This is a genomic window from Roseibium sp. QJM3NY_11 (assembly GCF_056173175.1).
Window position 1 is genome coordinate 4,525,859 of the sequence record NZ_CM149660.1, and the last position, 16,319, is coordinate 4,542,177.

Below are 16,319 nucleotides of genomic sequence, written 5' to 3' on the forward strand. Positions count from 1 at the left end.
ATGTATCAATAACGATACTTTTTGCATCAAACGAGGTACGTCATGGCAGAAAAGACGGACTGGGAAGCCCGTGCGGCTAATCTCCTGAAAGCTGAATTGAAACGACAGGGAGTGACCTACGCGCAACTCGTGGACCGGCTAGCGGCGATAGGAGTTGAAGAGAAAGAGGCAAATATCAGGAACAAGCTAAGCCGGGGGAAGTTTAGCGCGGCATTCCTATTGGCTTGCTTGCAGGCTGTGGGAACACAAGAGGTCCGCCTATAATTCAGACAGGCATATCTGATTGGGACTCACTTGGTGGGACAATCACGCGATGCACTTTGACGATATCATGGTGCTTGGAAAGCAGGTTCCCTCTGTCGTCATATTCATACTTGTAGGCAACAGTGCATGAGATTCCGCTTCCTGAAACAATGCTCACTTCCCCTTTGTGAAGAGATTCCAGCCAATAATCGTCTTCAATGTTAGCGCTTAAAGAATCTTTTCCGTGTCGGAACTCCCATTGAGAATTTCCAAGTAGATCAGGCTTGCGAATTGTGAGTATCATCTCCATTTCACCAACGCTGTCTTTTTCTATTTCTTTCACGTAACTTGAAGGTTTTTTTGTAACTGACTTGTCCAGTTCGTGGGTTCCACTCTCGTCTTTGAAGATCATCCTATCGGAGGGGCCGAGCAGTCTCTTTGCGTCTTGGATTTTGTCCAATGGCTTTGTGAGGTCTTCCAGCGGTATTCTGTTGGGCAAAGGTAACGTTCTTGCGGTCGGGTTTTCTGTCGCAAGCTTGTATAGATCATCGCGAAGTTTTTCTAATCGGGCGGCTTCTTCCTTCACTAGTCGCTCGTCCAAATATTTAAGGATTCGATATTTAGCCTTTACGGCATATTTTCCAACTTGTTGCTTTATATCGAACTCTTTCAGTGCCATATCGTCAATGGCAGAGACCTTGTTTTTCACCCACGAAGTGATTGAAGCCGCTTCAACGTCTTCAAGAACCATGATGGGAGTGAGGTCTGGATCGGCAGCGCCCAAAACGAGACGATCAATATCTTTGAAGCCACCAAGAGCTTTGACCATAGCCTCAAAGACCCTTTCAGGATCAGAAGTTCCACGCTCAAAATCTATTGTGACGCCATAATCCGCATCGGCAGGCTTCATTGGTCGGTGGTCCGTATATTCGACACTTAAAGCGTGTATCATTCCACACTCCATCCAGAGCGGCAATAATTGGTGCGTTTGCTACCTAATGCCGAGCGATTTCAGTTTTCTCAGCAGTCTGAGCCCGGGCATCCCTGCCCGGGCTTTTTCATGATCGGCCCTCGGAAAATCGCGGGGCACTTTACAAAAGTAATAAAGTATTACTTAATGACCCTGTGAGGAAAAATAACCTTGTGGAGGAGACTATGAAATTCAAGGCAATGCTTGTTGCCGGGGCGATGTCGTTCGTTCCGATGAGCGCCATGGCGGCCGACCTGACCATCGGATTTTCGCAGATCGGATCTGAATCCGGCTGGCGTGCCGCCGAGACGACCGTGACCAGGCAGGAAGCGGAAAAGCGGGGCATCAATCTGAAATTCGCCGATGCCCAGCAGAAACAGGAAAACCAGATCAAGGCGATCCGGTCCTTCGTCGCCCAGGGCGTCGATGCCATCCTGCTCGCACCGGTGGTCGCGACCGGCTGGGATGAGGTTCTGGAAGAAGCCAGGGATGCGGAAATCCCGGTGGTCCTGCTGGACCGCACGGTCGACGCGCCCGATGACCTTTACATGACCGCCGTCACCTCCGACCTCGTGCATGAGGGACGGGTTGCCGGACAATGGCTGGTCGACGAGACAGCCGGTGCCAAATGCGACATCGTCGAATTGCAGGGCACCACCGGCTCCTCTCCGGCGATCGACCGGAAAACAGGCTTTGAGGAAGCCATTGCCGGTCACGACAATCTGACCATCGTCCGCAGCCAGACCGGCGACTTTACCCGCAGCCAAGGCAAGGTCGTGATGGAAAGTTTCCTGAAGGCTGTCGGCGGCGCCAACATCTGTGCACTCTACGCCCATAACGACGACATGGCCGTCGGAGCGATCCAGGCCATCAAGGAAGCAGGACTGAAGCCGGGCGAGGACATCAAGGTCGTGTCCATCGACAGCGTTCCGGACATTCATCTGGCCATGGCGAACGGCGAGGCGAATGCCACCATCGAGCTGACCCCGAACATGGCCGGCCCCGCCCTGGACGCGCTTGAAGTCTATCTGTCGGACGGCACGACCCCGCCGAAGTGGATCCAGACCGAGTCCAAACTCTACACGCTCAAGGATGACAACATGGCCATCTACGAGATGAAGAAAGACCTGGGATACTGATTGGCATCCCGGTGCCGGGCGGCCCGACCGCCCGGCACCTCGAAAGACTTCAAGAGACTGTTCTCGGGGGGATGCCATTCCATGGCACGTTCGACGGGCCCTTTGCTTGAGTGCAAGGGCATATCCAAGTTTTTCCCAGGGGCCATTGCCCTTGATGCGGTGGACCTGACCCTTTACCCGGGTGAAGTTCATGCGCTGCTCGGCGAGAATGGTGCCGGTAAATCCACCCTGATCAAATGCCTGACCGGAGCCTATCGGCGCGACGGCGGCACAATCATGCTGGATACCCGTGAGATTTCTCCGAACAGCACCCAGGAAAGCCAGAAGCTGGGCATCGGAACGGTCTACCAGGAGGTCAACCTGCTGCCGAACCTGAGCGTCGCGGAGAACCTCTTTCTCGGCCGCCAGCCCATGCGGCGTGGTTTCATTTCCCAACGCAGGATGCTGGCGATGGCCGGCGATCTGCTGGCGCAATTCGGCTTGAAGATCAATCCCGCCGAGCCGCTGTCGTCCTATTCGGTCGCGGTTCAGCAGGTGATCGCCATCGCGCGGGCGGTCGAATTGTCGGGCAAGGTGCTGATCCTGGACGAGCCGACCGCAAGTCTCGACAGGGACGAGGTGGATCTGGTGTTTTCGGTGATCGAAAAGCTGAAGGCGCGCGGGCTCGCCATCGTCTTCATCACGCATTTTCTCGATCAGGTGTTCGAAATCTCCGACCGCGCCACCATTCTCAGGAACGGCCGCATGATCGGGACGCGGCAGCTCAAGGACACCACCCAGACCGAGATCGTCACCCTGATGCTCGGCCGGCAACTGGAAGCACGCGTCCAGGACCGGGCGCCTTCGGAAGCCGGCGACGTGCTGGTGGATCTGAGGAATTACGGCCGCCGCGGGGTCATCGAGCCCTTCGGCCTGACCGTGCGCAAAGGCGAGGTTGTCGGCCTTGCCGGACTGTTGGGCTCCGGCCGCACGGAAACCGCCAACCTGATCTTCGGTGCCATCCAGGCCGATCAGGGCGAAGCTCTGCTGGAAGGCCGCAGGATCAGCCTGAAAAACCCACGGGACGCGGTCGGACACCGCTTTGCGCTCTGCCCGGAGGACCGCAAGAACGACGGCATCGTCGGCGATCTGTCCGTACGCGAGAACATCATTCTGGCGCTGCAGGCGCGGCAGGGCTGGTTCCGGCCATTGCCGAAGGCCAAGATCAACGACCTGGCGGACGCCTACGTCAAGGCGCTCGACATTCGCCTTGCCAGCCTCGACATGCCCATCCGGCTTCTGTCCGGCGGCAACCAGCAGAAGGCCCTCCTGGCCCGCTGGCTGGCGACCAACCCCGCATTCCTGATCCTGGACGAACCGACGCGCGGCATCGATGTCGGCGCCCATGCGGAAATCATCGCCCTGATCGAGCGGCTGCGCGAGGACGGTCTCGCACTCCTGGTGGCCTCTTCCGAACTGGAAGAACTGGTCGCCTATTCCACACGGGTCGTGGTGCTGCGCGACCGGCGCCAGGTGAAGGAGCTGAGAGGCGAGGAAATCACCACCGCCGGTATTGTCTCGGCGATTGCCGACGAACCCGTGGCGGAGGTGGTCTGATGACGAGCCAGCTTCATTCCATGCTCAGGCGCATCATGCCGCAACTTGTCATTCTGGGCTGTATCCTGTTGTTGAATTTTCTGGTCTTTCCGGACTTCTTCCGGATCGAATTCCAGAACGGCCGCCTGTTCGGCAACCTGATCGACGTGCTCAACCGGGGGGCGCCGACCGCGCTGCTGTGCATCGGCATGACCCTCGTCATCGCGACGAAAGGCATTGACCTGTCGGTCGGGGCGGTCATGGCTATTGCCGGTGCCGTGGCCGCATCGCTTGTCGTCGAAGGCCACGAATGGCACGTCGCGCTTCTGGGCGCGGTTTGCGCGGGCGCGCTCTGCGGGGCCTGGAACGGCGTCCTCGTCGCGGTTCTGCGCATCCAGCCGATCGTGGCGACCCTGGTGCTGATGGTGGCCGGACGGGGCATCGCCCAACTCGTCACCGAAGGCACCATCCTGACCTTCGTCAATCCGGGCCTGATCCATCTGGGGGCGGGCACCGTCGTCGGCATTCCGACGCCGATCCTGATCTGGATCGGCCTCGGACTGATCGTGACCGCCGCCGTGCGCAAGACGGCCCTCGGGATGCTGATCGAGGCGATCGGCATCAATGAGAGTTCGTCGCGCCTGGCCGGCATCAACAGCCGGGTGCTGATCGTTTCGGTCTATCTGATATCCGGCGTCTGCGCTGCGCTGGCCGGGGTCATCGTGGCTGCGGACATCAAGGGCGCGGATGCCAACAATGCCGGCCTGTGGCTGGAGCTGGACGCCATTCTGGCGGTGGTCATCGGCGGCAATTCCCTGCTGGGCGGACGCTTCTCCATCATCGCCTCGCTCCTCGGCGCCCTGATCATCCAGTCGGTCAATTCGGTCATCCTGCTGTCCGGCATGCCGCCCGAGTTCAACCTCGTCATCAAGGCGCTGATCATCATCGCAATCCTGGTGATCCAGTCTCCGACGGTCAAACACGCGCTCTATATCCTGCGCGCCTCGGCCGACCCCCAGCCCCCCGGATCCATAAGCCAAGCCAAAGAAAGCCCGCAATGATCCGCTCAACCCATCTGCCCCTGCTGATCACCATTGCCACCTTCCTGCTGGCCTACACGCTGTGCGCCTGGCAGTATCCGACGATGCTGTCGACACGGGTCGTGGCCAACCTTCTGACGGACAACGCCTTTCTGGGCATTGCCGCGGTCGGCATGACCTTCGTGATCCTGTCGGGTGGCATCGACCTCTCGGTCGGGTCCGTGATCGCCTTCACCGGCGTGTTTCTCGCGGTTATCCTGCGCGAAACCTCGATCCACCCGCTCCCTGCCTTCGCGCTGATCCTTGCGATCACGATCTCGTTCGGCGCGGCCATGGGCGCCATGATCCATTATCTGGAAATGCCGCCCTTCATCGTCACGCTGGCGGGCATGTTCCTGGCGCGCGGCGCGGCCTATGTGCTGTCGACGGACAGCGTTCCCATCACCCATGAATTCTACGACACGCTGCAGTCGCTCTACTGGAAGGCCCCGGGCGGCGGGCGCTTCCGGCTGATCGGGCTGATCATGCTGCTGACATTCCTGGGGGGGATCATTGCCGCGCACCGGACCCGCTTCGGCCAGAATGTCTATGCCATCGGCGGCGGGTTGCAGACCGCACGTCTGATGGGGGTGCCGGTCGCCAGGACAACGATCGGCATCTACGCCACTTCGGGAGGCCTTGCCGGTCTCGCCGGGATCGTGTTCTCGCTCTACACTTCCGCGGGCTATTCGCTCGCCACCGTCGGTGTCGAGCTGGATGCCATTGCCGCGGTGGTGATCGGCGGCACGCTGCTGACCGGCGGCACCGGTTTTGTCGCCGGCACATTCTTTGGCATTTTGATCATGGGGTTGATACAAACCTTTATCGTTTTCGATGGCACATTGTCGAGCTGGTGGACCAAAATTGTGATTGGCGGTCTGCTGTTCGGCTTCATCCTGCTTCAGAAGGGTCTCACTTGGGCAACGACACTGCGCAGAAAACCAGCGCCAGAGTTCGCCGCGCAATCATGACTTTCGTCGCCACCGGCGGATTGGGCAGCCAGACCGGCAATCACACCGATCAGGTTGTCGAGCAGATTGGCAGGGCCATTGTTGCCGGCGAGTATCCGCCGGAAACGATGATCCCTCTCGACCCGGATATTTCGGAAATGTTCGCCGTGTCGCGCACCGTCGTGCGCGAGGCGAAGAAGACCCTGATCGCCAAGGGCCTGATCCAGTCGAAGGCCAAGGTGGGCACCCATGTGCGTCCGGCATCGGAATGGAACATGTTCGATCCCGACGTGCTGCGCTGGCACGCGGCGCTCAACAACCAGCGCCCGTTCCTGGAGGACCTGTTCGAAATCCGGCTGATCTTCGAGCCCGCCGCCGCCAGCAGCGCGGCCAGGAGGGCGTCCGACGCCGAATGCACCGCTCTTTCGAAACTGTGCGACAATCTCGCCACGGGCAAGGACCGGGCCGCGGTCGCGGTCGCGGATCTGGAATTTCACAAGATGATTTTGAAACTGTCCGGCAACCGGTTCCTGCAGTCTCTCGGTGATCTCGTGCAGGCCGCGCTCTATTCGCTGTTCATCGCGGAGGCCAACGAGCGCAACGATCAGGAAACCCGTGAATTCGTCGAACGTCACAGGGCCATCGTCACCGCGATCAAGGCGGGTGACGCCAGGGGCGCTTATGAGGCGATGGAGGCGGTCATACTGGCCGGGCGGAAGATCGAGCTGAACGTCTGATTTCTGCGCACGGCGCCGGGCCTCTCCGGGAAGACACACCTCGGTCTTGAACGAAACCCCTGCCCCACCCACAGAACCTTCCCCGCCTCCGAGCGGGGATCCAATCCAACGTGCGGCAGGCCCTGGGGTGTCTGAAAACGCGTATTCCGCTCAGCCGCCGCCCTCCTACGAGATGCCGCCTGAGCGGCATCTCAGGATGAGGTCAGATCAGCGGACGATCAGTCTGCAATGGCTGACTGTCCGCTGATCGATTTCTGAGTGTTAGAGCATCGGGCGTTGCTTGAACGTCCGATGCTCTGGTTGTGATATTCGACTGACGCCGCCTCAGTTTACCGGAAGCAAGGCGTCCGGGATGTTCTGGTAGCAGACCGGCCGCAGGAAGCGGCGGATGGCGAGGGTTCCAACGGAGGTGGCGCCAAAATTGGTCGACGCCGGATAAGGTCCGCCATGCACCATGGCATCGGCGACCTCGACACCGGTCGGGAAGGCATTGGCCAGCACGCGGCCAGCCTTGCGTTCCAGGATCGGCATCAAGCGCCGGGCAGCAGCCGTGTCGCCGTCATCCATCTGCAGCGTGCAGGTGAGCTGACCTTCCAGCCCCTTGGCGATTTCCAAGAGTTGTGCCTCGTCCCTGACGCGCACCACGATGCCCAGGGGACCGAAAACCTCCTCGCCGAGTTCCTCGTCGGCCAACCAGGCTTCGCCGGTGGTCTCGAACAGATACGGCGCGGCTTCCCGGGTTTCGCAGGACGTGCCGATCAGCTCGCGCACGCCGGTCGAACCGGACACCTTTCGGCTGCCGGACCGGAAGGCCTCGGCGATGCCGTCGGTGAGCATTGTCTGCGCGCCCATCCCGGCAAGTGCCTCCTTCGCTGCGGCGATGAACGCATCCGCGTCCGGTCCGTCGAGGACCAGAACAACGCCCGGATTGGTGCAGAACTGCCCTGCCCCCATGGTCAGCGATCCTGCCCATCCCTTGGCCATCGCCTCGCCGCGCGCACCCGCAGCCACGGGCAGAACGAACATCGGATTGACCGAGCCCAGCTCGCCGAAGAACGGGATCGGGACCTCGCGCTGCGCGCACATGTCGAACAGGGCGCGCCCGCCGCGCAGGGAGCCGGTGAAACCGACAGCCGTAATCAGGGGATGCTGGACCAGCGCCTGGCCGACCTCGTAGCCGCTGCCCTGGATGAAGGAGAACACGCCCGGGTGCAGACCGCAGGACTTGACGGCGGCGGCAATAGCCTCGGCGACAATTTCACCGGTGCCCGGATGGGCCGGATGGCCACGGACCACCACCGGACAGCCGGCGGCCAGTGCCGAGGCGGTGTCGCCGCCGGCGGTGGAAAAGGCGAGCGGGAAGTTGGACGCGCCGAAGACGGCGACCGGTCCGATCGGCCGCTGGACCAGCTTCAGGTCCGGGCGCGGCAGGGGCTGCCGGTCCGGCAGGGCCTCGTCGTGGCGCCGGTCCAGGTAGTCGCCTTTCAGGATATGGCTGGCGAACAGACGGAGCTGGCCGGTGGTGCGGCCGCGCTCGCCCTGGAGGCGGGCTTCGGGAAGACCGGTCTCGGACGTGCCGATGGCCGTGATCGCCTCGGCGCGCGCCTCGATTTCGTCGGCGATCGCGTTCAGGAACTTCGCCCGGTCCTCGCTGGAGGAATACCCGTAGCTCCAGAAGGCTTCCTCTGCTGCCCGGCAAGCGGCGTCGACCTGATCCGGGGTGCCGGCCGAAAAGGTGTGGGCCGCACCATGTGCCGGTTCTGACTTGAATGTCTGGTCGCTGCCAATCCATTGACCTGCAACAAGCTGCTTTCCGTGGGGCATAAATGTCATGACAAACCTTCTAGAAATTAAAACCGGATTAGAATTCGAACGCATCCGTGGTGACACGCCGTCCCAGCGAAAAGGCATCGCAGACATGGATCATCGGCGACAGATCGACATCGCTTCCGCCAGTGCGCACCAGGTCCGCCATGCGAGCATACAGGTTGGCGTATTCGTGGTTGCTCCCTTGTATAACGGTCGCGCCGTCGATCTCAAGCCACTCACCGCCCATTGACAGCTTTGCGGAGCCCCGGTCGGTCTCCATTTCGATGTCCCAGGTCTGCGGACCCTGCTGGCGCCAGTCGAATTCGGCGCTCATGTCCGCTCCGCCGGGATCTGCAAAAGTGAGCTGCGCAGCGATCGGCGTCGCCCTGTTTTCCGGAAATTCCAGGAGAGCCCGACTGACATGCACCGAGTAGGGCAGGATTTCCGTCAGGATAGACAGCGCGTTGATGCCCGGATCGAAGACGCCCATGCCGCCCGGCTCCCAGATCCACTCCTGGCCCGGATGCCAGCGGCGGACATCTTCCTTCCAGGTGATCTTCAAGCGCTTGAGCCGACGCTCCGCCAGCCAGGCCTTCAGCCTCGGAACGCTGTCCGCATAACGCGAATGCCAGGTGGCGAAGAGCGTGACGCCGTGTTCACGCGCCAGCGCTTCAAGGGTGAAACATTCCGCGAGGCTCTGGCCCGGCGGCTTTTCCAGCATGACATGCTTGCCTGCCTTCAAGGCCCTGGCGGCATAATCGAACCTGGGTTGGGGCGGGATGGCCAGAGATATGGTGCCGATGTCCGGTCGGTTTTCGAGAACATCGTCCAGCGTGGCGAAATTGTCGATGCCGTCGACGGCGGCGTGGCGGCTGACCGCCGCCTCGAGCGACCAGTCCGGATTGCCTGCGATTGCGGGAATATGCTGGTCGCGGGCAATCTTGCCGATGCCCACCAGCGCCAGTTTTTCAGCCATCAGTGAGAGTCCTTTGGCACCGCCGAGCCGCGGCAGCCTTTCAGGAAGTCGAAGTCGGCACCGGTGTCGGCACCTTGCACATGATCGTGGAACAGGCGTGCGTAACCACTGTCCGGAACGTGGTGGGACGGGCTCCAGTCTTCAAGCCTGCGGGCAAGGTCCTTCTCCGAAATCTCCAGGTGGAGCTTCCTGTTCGGAACGTCGAGCACGATCATGTCGCCCGTGCGCACCACGGCCAGAGGCCCGCCGGCAGCGGCTTCCGGTGAGGTGTGCAGAACAACCGTGCCATAGGCCGTGCCGGACATGCGCGCGTCGGAGATGCGGACCATGTCGGTGATGCCTTTTTTGAGCACCTTCGGCGGCAGGCCCATGTTGCCGACCTCGGACATGCCGGGATAGCCCTTGGGTCCGCAATTCTTCAGCACCATGATGCAGGTCTCGTCAATGTCGAGGGCATCGTCATCGATGCGGGCCTTGTAGTCGTCGATGTCCTCGAAGACGACCGCCCTGCCCCGATGGCACAGGAGGTGCGGCGATGCGGCGGACGGCTTCAACACCGCGCCGCCCGGCGCCAGATTGCCCTTCAGGACCGCGATGCCGCCTTGTTGCGTCAGGGCACTTTCGACCGGAAGGATGACCTCTTCGTTCCAATTGCGGGCGCCCTTGACCTGATCCCAGATCGGCTCGCCGGCCACCGTGATGGCGTCCTTGTTGAGCAGACCCGCTTCGCCGAGGCGTTTGATCACAACGGGCAGCCCTCCGGCATAGAAGAACTCCTCCATGAGATATTCGCCCGACGGCATCAGGTTGACGATGGTCGGAATGTCGCGGCCAAGCCGGTCCCAGTCTTCCAGCGACAGATCCACGCCGACCCTGCCGGCAATCGCCAGCAGGTGGATGACCGCATTGGTCGACCCGCCGATGGCGCCGTTGGTGCGCACCGCGTTCTCGAAGGCCTGCCGGGTCAGGATATCCGACGGTTTCAGGTCGTCCTTGACCATCTGCACGATCCGCCGGCCCGACAGATGCGCCATGACGCGGCGGCGGCTGTCGACGGCCGGAATGGCGGCATTGCCGGACAGCGCCATGCCGAGTGCCTCCGCCATGGAGGCCATGGTCGAGGCCGTGCCCATGGTGTTGCAGGACCCCGGCGACCGGCTCATGGCCGCTTCCGCCTCCAGGAATTCCTCCTGGGTCATCTCCCCGGCTTTCACCGCCTCGGAGAATTTCCAAAGATGGGTACCCGAGCCGACCCGCTCGCCCTGGAACCAGCCGTTCAGCATCGGCCCGCCGGTGACCACGATCGCCGGCAGGTCGACCGAGGCGGCCCCCATCAGCAGCGACGGCGTGGTCTTGTCGCAGCCGACCAGCAGGACGACGCCATCCAGCGGCGTTCCGCGAATGGCCTCTTCCACGTCCATCGAGGCGAGGTTGCGGAACATCATCGCCGTCGGACGAAGCGTGCTTTCTCCTGTCGAGAACACCGGAAACTCGACGGGAAAACCGCCGGCCTCGTAGATGCCGTGGCGGACGCGTTCCGCAAGATCCCTCAGGTGACCGTTGCAGGGAGTCAACTGGGACCAGGTGTTGCAGATGCCGATCACCGGGCGGCCATCGAACATGTCGTCCGGCAGACCCTGGTTCTTCATCCAGCTGCGGTGGTAGATGTGGTCGCGGCTGGTGCCGCCGAACCACTCGGCCGAGCGCAGCTTGCGCGGCCAGTGTGCCGGCTTGAAAACCATCGTTAAAGCACCTTCACCTGAACGGTTGCCGATTGCGCGGGCCTGAACACCAGGCGGTTCCTGAGGGGAACGCCGAAGCCCGGAGCGGAAATCTCGACCTCGTCACCGTCCCGGCAGGAAATACCGTCGGCAAAGGACAGGGTCGCGGTGCCGAACATGTGGACGTGGACATCGCCCGGCTGGCAGAAGACCCCGTATTTGAAATGGTGGTGCTCCAGATTGGCCAGCGTGTGTGACATGTTGGCTTCGCCTGACAGGAACGGCTTTTCCCACAGGACGGCACCGTCCCGGTGGATCCGGCTGGTCCCGTGGATGTCCGCAGGCAGGTCGCCGACCAGCAGTTCCGGACCGAAGGATGCCGGGCGCAGCTTGGAATGCGCCAGAAAGAGATAATTCTGGCGCTCCATCACGTGATCGGAAAATTCGTTGGCGAGCGCAAAGCCGACGCGGACCGGCGTGCCGTCCCCGGCAATCACATAGATCCCGGCGATTTCCGGCTCCTCGCCGCCGTCCTCGCAAAAGCCGGGACTGACCAGATCGCCACCGGGCGCGACCGCGCAAGTGCCGTTGCCCTTGTAGAACCACTCCGGCTGCACGCCGGGTTTGCCACTTTCAGGCCGCCCGCCCTCAAGCCCCATGCGGAACATCTTCATGCTGTCCGTGACCTGTGGCTCTTCCGCGGCGGCGGCTCCGGTCTCGGCCTTGGCGTGCATGGCATCGCGGGTAGCCGCGGAGCCCAGATGGGTCAGGCCGGTGCCGGTCAGATGCAGATGCGCGGCATCGGGATGAGCGACCGGCAACAGCAGGCGGCCCTCGGCGGCCAGCTTTTCCAGATCGACCGCCGCCCCCAGATCGTGGCCACGAATGCACTCCGTCAGGCTCGCGCCCCTGCTTATTGCTTCCTGCACCAGGTCGTAGCTTGAGGCAACGCCTTTCAAAATACAGGCTTCACTGCCATCGCGGACGACGACAGCCAGCTTGCCGGCGTCATCCAGTATCTGGGAAATCAGCATCCTCTTACCCCTGCTTGGTCTTGTTGTAGACGTTGAATATCACGGCGGCGAGCAGAACCAGGCCCTTGATCATCTGCTGAAAATCGATGCCGATGCCCATGATCGACATGCCGTTGTTGAGCACGCCCATCAGGAAGGCTCCGACCACGGCACCGATGATGGTACCAACCCCGCCGGACATGGACGCCCCACCGATGAACACCGCCGCGATCACGTCGAGTTCGAGCGCAAATCCCGCCTTCGGCGTCGCCGTGTTGAGACGGGCCGCGAACACCAGACCGGCCGCTGCCGCGAGCACACCCATGTTGGTGAAGGCCAGGAAGGTCAGACGCTCGGTCTTGATGCCGGACAGCTTGGCAGCCTTCTGATTGCCGCCCAGCGCGTAGATGCGCCGCCCCACGGTAGTGGTCTCCGTGATGAAGGCGTAGATCACCGTCAGGACACCCATCGTGATCAGCACGTTCGGCAGGCCCCGGAACAGGGACAGCTTGTACATGACGAAGATCAGCGCTGCGGCGATGATGACGGTGCGGGCGACGAAGAAGCTCTTCGGCTCGTCCTCGATGCCGTAGGACTTGTTCTCTGCCCGCTGGCGAAGGCCGATCCAGACCACGAGGGCGGCTGCGGCAAATCCGGTCGCCAGTGCCAGGACATTGACCTTGCGGGCGCCGAAGATCTCCGCCAGCCATTGGCCCAGCGCGGCCGGAAAGATGTCCGGCACGAAACCGGTGGCCAGAACCTGGAACTCCTTCGGGAACGGGCCGACCGACTGGCCTTCCAGCAGCCACAGCGACAGGCCGCGAAACAGCAGCATGCCGGCGAGCGTGACGATGAAGGACGGGATCTTCCAGTAGGCAACCCAGTAGCCCTGGGCGGCCCCGATGATCCCCCCGGCAACAAGGCAGGTGAGGATCGTGACAAGCACCGGCAGATCGAACTGCACGATCATGACGGCGGCCAGGGCGCCGATGAAGCCCATCACCGAGCCGACGGAGAGGTCGATATTGCCGGAGACGATCACCACAAGCATGCCGAGCGCCATGATGATAATGTAGGAATTCTGCAGCAGCAGATTGGTGACGTTCACCGCGCGCAGCAAGGTGCCGTCGGTGACGATCTGGAAGAAGAGCATCACCGCAATCAGTGCGAACAGCAGGCCGTATTGGCGAAGATGCGTGGAGATATAGGCACCGATGCCCTTGGTCCTTGCGGCCGGAGCCGCTTTGGTGTCGTTGTCAGCCAGTTCCATGGGCTTCACTCTTTCACTCGTTGACGATGAGCGACATGATGCGCTCCTGGCTCGCGTCGCCGGCCGACAGTTCGCCGACAAGGGCCCCTTCGTTCATGACGTAGATCCGGTCGCACATGCCGAGCAGTTCCGGCATTTCCGACGAGATCATCAGCACGGCCTTGCCCTGGTCGGCGAGGTCGTTGATGATGGTGTAGATTTCATATTTGGCGCCGACATCGATGCCCCGTGTCGGCTCGTCCAGGATCAGCACTTCCGGCGCGGTGAACAGCCATTTCGCCAGGACCACCTTTTGCTGGTTGCCCCCGGAGAGATTGACCGTCTTCTGGAACACCGACGGCGTCCGGATGGCCAGCGCCTCGCGGTATCGTTCGGCGACTTTCGTTTCCTCGTTGCGCTTCAGCACGGAGCCGGAGGAGACGCCGTCCAGATTGGCAAGCGTGGTGTTGAACCGGATGGTTTCGTCGAGCACCAGCCCGAGAGCCTTGCGGTCCTCGGTGACGTAGGAAATCCCGGCCGCAATCGCTCTGTCGACGGTGCTCACATCGACCGGCTTGCCGTGCAGTCTGACGCTGCCGGAAATGTTGCGGCCGTAGGAACGGCCGAAAATGGACATCGCCAGTTCTGTCCGGCCGGAGCCCATCAGTCCCGCAATGCCGACGACTTCTCCGGCGCGCACATTGAAGCACGCATCACGGATGACCTGGCGCTCGGCGTGTTCGGGATGCCAGACATTCCAGCCCTCGACCTCCAGAAGCATGTTGCCGGGCGTGCGCCTGTGATCGGGAAACCGGTGGGTCATGTCCCGGCCGACCATGTCGCGAACAATGATGTCCTCGCTGAGACCGGCCCTGGCGTCCAGTTTCGACACGGCCGTTCCGTCGCGGATGACCGTCACGCTGTCGGCCACGTAGCGGACCTCGTTCAGCTTGTGCGAAATGATGATGCTGGTGACGCCCTGCTCCTTGAGTTCGAGCATCAGGTCCAGCAGCTTGCGGCTGTCGTTTTCCTGAAGCGCCGCGGTCGGCTCGTCCAGGATCAGCAGCTTGACGTCCTTGGACAGGGCCTTTGCGATTTCAACCAGTTGCTGCTTGCCGACGCCGATGCTGTCGACCCTGGTGGTCGGTGCTTCGGCGAGGCCGACCTTGGCGAGAAGTTCGCCGGTGCGCCGGTTGGTCTCGCGCCAGTCGATGACGCCTTGTTTCGCGCATTCGTTGCCGAGAAAGATGTTTTCGGCGATCGACAGCTGCGGCACCAGCGCCAGTTCCTGATGAATGATGATGATGCCCTGTTTTTCGCTGTCCGAGATGCCGGAAAACCGGGCAGGTTTGCCGTCGAACAGGATCTCCCCGTCATAGTCGCCGTGGGGATAGACGCCCGACAGGACCTTCATGAGCGTGGATTTTCCCGCGCCGTTCTCGCCGACGACGGCGTGGATCTCGCCTTTTTGGACATCCAGGCTGACCCGGTCGAGCGCCTTCACGCCCGGAAAGGTCTTGCTGATGTTCTGCATGGACAGGAGGGCCATGGCCAGATCTCCGAATTCCGAAAAAAGATCCGCCCGCAGGTCCGGCGGGCCGGACGTGCCCCTTTCCTTCCCGGGTCTGCACGGGTGGGAAAGGGACAATATGCGGGCGGGAGGCGCCCCTCGGGAGGGTGTTTATTTGACCTGGTCAGCCGTGTAGTAACCGCTGCCGATCAGGATCTCTTCCCAGTTTCCGGCATCGACCGCGACCGGCTCCAGCAGGTAGGAAGGCACCACCTTGACGCCGTTGTTGTAGGTCTTGGTGTCGTTGATTTCCGGCTCTCCGCCTTCCAGCAGCGCATCGACCATGCCAACGGTCACGCGGGCCAGCTCGCGGGTGTCCTTGAAGACGGTGGAATACTGCTCGCCCGCCAGAATGGATTTCACGGACGGGACTTCCGCGTCCTGACCGGTGACGATCGGCATCTTCTGGTCGCCGGAGCCGTAACCGACGCCCTTCAGGGACGACAGGATGCCGATGGACAGGCCGTCATAGGGGCTGAGCGCGCCGTGCAGGGTCTTGTCGGTGTAGTGGGCCGAAAGGAGGTTGTCCATGCGGGACTGGGCGACCGCGCCATCCCAGCGCAGGGTGCCGACCGTGTCCATGCCGGTCTGACCGGACTGGATGACGATGCTGCCATCGTCGATCAGGGGCTGCAGGACGGACATCGCGCCGTCATAGAAGAAATAGGCATTGTTGTCGTCCGGCGAGCCGCCGAAGAGTTCGACGTTATACGGTCCGTCGCCGAAACGTGCCTTCAGGCCGCCCACGAGAGACGTTGCCTGCTGCACGCCGACCTTGAAGTTGTCGAAGGTCGCATAGTAGTCGACATCGCCGCTGTCGCGGATCAGGCGATCATAGGCAATGACCTTGATGCCGGCCGCAGCCGCGTTCTCAAGCGCATTCGACAGCGTGGTGCCGTCGATCGCCGCGATCACCAGCACATCGGCGCCCTTGGTGATCATGTTCTCGATCTGCGCAAGCTGGTTCGGAATATCGTCTTCGGCGTATTGAAGATCGGTGGTGTAACCGGCTTCGGTGAACTGCTCGACCATGGAATTGCCGTCGGAAATCCAGCGTGCCGAGGATTTGGTCGGCATGGCGATGCCGATGGTGCCCTTGTCCTGGGCCAGAGCCGCACCGGACAGGGCAACACCCGACACAAGCGTTGCTGCAGCCGCGACCGCGACCAGCGTCTTGGAAACAATCTTCATTTTTTCCTCCCGGGCCGGTTCCCCACCGGCCTCATGTCAGTTTCAGGCATGATTTCAACGATGCCGGCCCACAAATGGGAGAAATATTACATGACCG

The 16,319-nt window shown here is 61.8% G+C and carries 14 protein-coding genes; 6 read left to right on the top strand and 8 right to left on the bottom strand.

All coding sequences use genetic code 11. The features are described 5' to 3' along the window. The first annotated feature begins 42 nt into the window (after positions 1-42). Positions 43-264, top strand: a complete 222-nt coding sequence (locus AC0VX3_RS20835) for a DUF6471 domain-containing protein (protein ID WP_475522129.1) — start codon at positions 43-45, stop codon at positions 262-264. A 1-nt stretch (position 265) separates the two neighbouring features. Here the strand turns inward: AC0VX3_RS20835 and AC0VX3_RS20840 are convergent, their stop codons facing one another. Then, positions 266-1,153 (bottom strand): LAPAL motif-containing putative phage structural protein, encoded by an 888-nt coding sequence (locus AC0VX3_RS20840; RefSeq protein ID WP_475522130.1) that lies wholly within the window; start codon positions 1,151-1,153, stop codon positions 266-268. Between the two features lie 245 nt (positions 1,154-1,398). On the opposite strand from AC0VX3_RS20840, the gene ytfQ reads away from it, so the two are divergent. The 5 genes from ytfQ (at position 1,399) to AC0VX3_RS20865 (ending at position 6,693) form a co-directional block, all read left to right on the top strand. Continuing rightward, positions 1,399-2,352 carry a galactofuranose ABC transporter, galactofuranose-binding protein YtfQ gene (gene ytfQ / locus AC0VX3_RS20845; protein ID WP_348143647.1) on the top strand — a complete coding sequence of 318 codons (954 nt, stop codon included), beginning with the start codon at positions 1,399-1,401 and terminating at the stop codon, positions 2,350-2,352. 81 nt (positions 2,353-2,433) lie between these two features. Continuing rightward, entirely contained in the window at positions 2,434-3,948 is a 1,515-nt protein-coding gene (locus tag AC0VX3_RS20850) for a sugar ABC transporter ATP-binding protein (RefSeq protein WP_475522131.1), read from the top strand. Continuing rightward, the gene (locus AC0VX3_RS20855; protein WP_475522132.1) at positions 3,948-4,988 is read left to right on the top strand and encodes an ABC transporter permease; all 1,041 of its coding nucleotides are present in this window, start codon (positions 3,948-3,950) and stop codon (positions 4,986-4,988) included. Before AC0VX3_RS20850 ends, AC0VX3_RS20855 begins: the two co-directional genes overlap by 1 nt. Further along, a complete protein-coding gene (yjfF, locus tag AC0VX3_RS20860; protein WP_475525217.1) occupies positions 4,988-5,977 on the top strand; it encodes a galactofuranose ABC transporter, permease protein YjfF in 990 nt (329 codons plus the stop codon). Before AC0VX3_RS20855 ends, yjfF begins: the two co-directional genes overlap by 1 nt. Further along, positions 5,974-6,693 (top strand): FadR/GntR family transcriptional regulator, encoded by a 720-nt coding sequence (locus tag AC0VX3_RS20865; RefSeq protein WP_342894608.1) that lies wholly within the window; start codon positions 5,974-5,976, stop codon positions 6,691-6,693. The genes yjfF and AC0VX3_RS20865 overlap by 4 nt, the downstream gene beginning before the upstream one ends. A 324-nt stretch (positions 6,694-7,017) precedes the next feature. Here the strand turns inward: AC0VX3_RS20865 and AC0VX3_RS20870 are convergent, their stop codons facing one another. From AC0VX3_RS20870 to chvE, 7 genes are all read right to left on the bottom strand, one after another. Beyond that, entirely contained in the window at positions 7,018-8,526 is a 1,509-nt protein-coding gene (locus AC0VX3_RS20870) for an aldehyde dehydrogenase (NADP(+)) (protein ID WP_475522133.1), read from the bottom strand. A 28-nt stretch (positions 8,527-8,554) separates the two neighbouring features. Further along, entirely contained in the window at positions 8,555-9,478 is a 924-nt protein-coding gene (locus AC0VX3_RS20875; protein WP_475522134.1) for a Gfo/Idh/MocA family protein, read from the bottom strand. Further along, the gene (gene araD, locus AC0VX3_RS20880) at positions 9,478-11,220 is read right to left on the bottom strand and encodes an L-arabinonate dehydratase (protein ID WP_475522135.1); all 1,743 of its coding nucleotides are present in this window, start codon (positions 11,218-11,220) and stop codon (positions 9,478-9,480) included. The genes AC0VX3_RS20875 and araD overlap by 1 nt, the downstream gene beginning before the upstream one ends. A 2-nt stretch (positions 11,221-11,222) precedes the next feature. Then, the gene (gene araD1 / locus AC0VX3_RS20885) at positions 11,223-12,233 is read right to left on the bottom strand and encodes an AraD1 family protein (RefSeq protein ID WP_475522136.1); all 1,011 of its coding nucleotides are present in this window, start codon (positions 12,231-12,233) and stop codon (positions 11,223-11,225) included. A gap of 4 nt (positions 12,234-12,237) precedes the next feature. Beyond that, on the bottom strand, positions 12,238-13,482 hold the full coding sequence (gene mmsB, locus AC0VX3_RS20890) for a multiple monosaccharide ABC transporter permease (RefSeq protein WP_475522137.1): 1,245 nt from the start codon (positions 13,480-13,482) through the stop codon (positions 12,238-12,240). Between the two features lie 13 nt (positions 13,483-13,495). Next, positions 13,496-15,010 carry a multiple monosaccharide ABC transporter ATP-binding protein gene (mmsA, locus tag AC0VX3_RS20895; RefSeq protein ID WP_475522138.1) on the bottom strand — a complete coding sequence of 505 codons (1,515 nt, stop codon included), beginning with the start codon at positions 15,008-15,010 and terminating at the stop codon, positions 13,496-13,498. 132 nt (positions 15,011-15,142) lie between these two features. After that, positions 15,143-16,222, bottom strand: coding sequence for a multiple monosaccharide ABC transporter substrate-binding protein (chvE, locus tag AC0VX3_RS20900; protein ID WP_475522139.1), 1,080 nt, complete (start codon positions 16,220-16,222; stop codon positions 15,143-15,145). Positions 16,223-16,319: the final 97 nt, after the last annotated feature.